At 73.8% G+C, this 1,893-nt stretch carries 2 protein-coding genes; one reads left to right on the plus strand and one right to left on the minus strand.

Annotation, left to right across the window (positions count from 1 at the left end):
- The coding region (locus FV230_RS27825) for a multicopper oxidase family protein (RefSeq protein ID WP_147844664.1) at positions 1–1,313 on the plus strand (1,313 nt) is incomplete at its 5' end.
- 52 nt (positions 1,314–1,365) lie between these two features.
- On the opposite strand, the gene FV230_RS27830 is transcribed toward FV230_RS27825, so the two are convergent.
- Positions 1,366–1,893 (minus strand): ADP/ATP-dependent (S)-NAD(P)H-hydrate dehydratase (locus FV230_RS27830; RefSeq protein WP_147844665.1); only part of this gene is annotated, 528 nt, incomplete at its 5' end.

The raw sequence follows: 1,893 nt of genomic DNA on the forward strand, positions 1-1,893 counted from the left end.
CGCCGCTGCCGGAGCCGCGCGCCGCGAAGGCGGCGCCGTCCAAGACGCGCTTCCGGCCCGAGCCCGCCCCCGAGACCGCCGTATGGTCGTTCGACGGGACCTCGGCGCCTCCGACGTTCCGGGTGAAGCTCGGCGAGGCCGTGCGCGTGCGGGTCGAGAACAGGACCGACAAGCCGCTCTCGCTGCACTGGCACGGGGTGCGCAACAAGAACGCCATGGACGGCGTCGGCGGCGTGACGCAGGCGCCGATCGCGCCCGGCGCCGACTTCACCTACGATTTCGTGCCGCCCGACGCCGGCACCTTCCTGGTCCGTCCGCTCGTGGTCGGCGGATCGAGCGAGCCGTCCGGCCGGGGCCTCGCCGGCTTCCTGATCGTGGAGGAGAAGGCGCCGCCCGCGGTCGAGGCCGACGTGTCGCTGCTGATGCAGGACTGGCGCCTGCAGGACGACGGCGCGCTGCTGCCCTTCGGCCAGACCGCGTTCGCGGCGAGCAACGGGCGGCTCGGCAACCTCGTGACCATCAACGGCGCCAACGTGCCGGCCACCTTCGAGGCGCGGCCGGGCAGCCGGATCCGGGTGCGGCTCGGCAACGCCTGCAACGCCCGGGCGACCCGCATCCGCTTCGAGGGCCTGAAGGTCTACGTCGCGGCCGTCGACGGCCAGCCGACCGACACGTTCGAGCCGCTGCGCGCGACGCTGCCGTTCCCGCCCGGCACCCGCTACGACCTGCTGATCGACCTGCCGGCGGAGGCCGACGCGAAGGGTGCGATCACCGCGCTGGTCGGCCAGGGCCTGCAGCTCGCCACCGTCGTCACCAAGGGCTCGGCCGTCACCGAGAAGCGGCCGCCGATCGGGCCGATCGGCGAGAACCCGCTGCTGCCGCGCGAGGTCAAGCTGCAGAACGCGCTGCGCCGCGACGTGGTGATCACCGGCGGCGCCAGCCTCTCGAAGGACAAGCCCGAGGCGGAGCCGGCCTATTCCGGCGACGCCAACCGGATCTGGTCGGTCAACGGCACCAGCGCGACCGCGGGCCTCGCGCCGATCTTCACGGTGAAGCGCGGCCAGGTGGTGGTGCTGGCCTTGCGCAACGAGACCGCGTTCCCGCAGGCGCTGCACCTGCACGGCCACGTCTTCCGCCTGCTCCACCCCCTCGACGACGGCTGGGAGCCCTACTGGCTCGACACCTTCCAGCTCCTCGAAGGCCGCACCGCCCGCATCGCCTTCCAGGCCGACAATCCCGGCCGCTGGCTGATCAGCGCGACGGTGCTGGAGCGGTTCGACACCGGGCTGTGGACCTGCTTCGAGGTGACGTGACGCAGCCCGCTTCTTCCCTCCCCCCTTTGCGGGGCGAGGGAAAAGACCGTCGTCACCCTCCAAGCTCTTCCAGAACCCCCGCCAGCACCGCCGGCATCAACTCCGGAATATCCTCGGCGATCAGCCCCGGGCCGTGGCGCAGGCCGGCATCGCCGTGGAGCCAGGCCGCGGCGCAGGCCGCCTCGAACGGCGGCATGCCCTGGGCCAGGAGCCCCGCAACCAGGCCGGCGAGCACGTCGCCCGAGCCGGCGGTGCCGAGCCACGGCGTGGCGTGGTCGTTGATCGCGGCGCGGCCGTCGGGGGCGGCCACCACCGTGTCGGGGCCCTTGAGCACCACCACGGCGCCGACCCGTGCGGCGGCGCGGCGGGCCTGCTCGAGCTTGCCGACCTCCGCGACGGCGTCGGTGCCCGCGAACAGTTTCGCGAACTCGCCCGCATGCGGGGTCAGCACCGCCTTCGCGTCGCCGTCGGCGAGGTGGGCGGCGAGCAGGGCCGCCTGCTTGGCAAAGCTCGTCAGCGCATCGGCGTCGAGCACGAGGCCGCGCCCGGCGGCGGCCGCCACCGCGACGAGGTCGCGCGT

This window comes from Methylobacterium sp. WL6, from assembly GCF_008040095.1.
GTDB lineage: Bacteria > Pseudomonadota > Alphaproteobacteria > Rhizobiales > Beijerinckiaceae > Methylobacterium.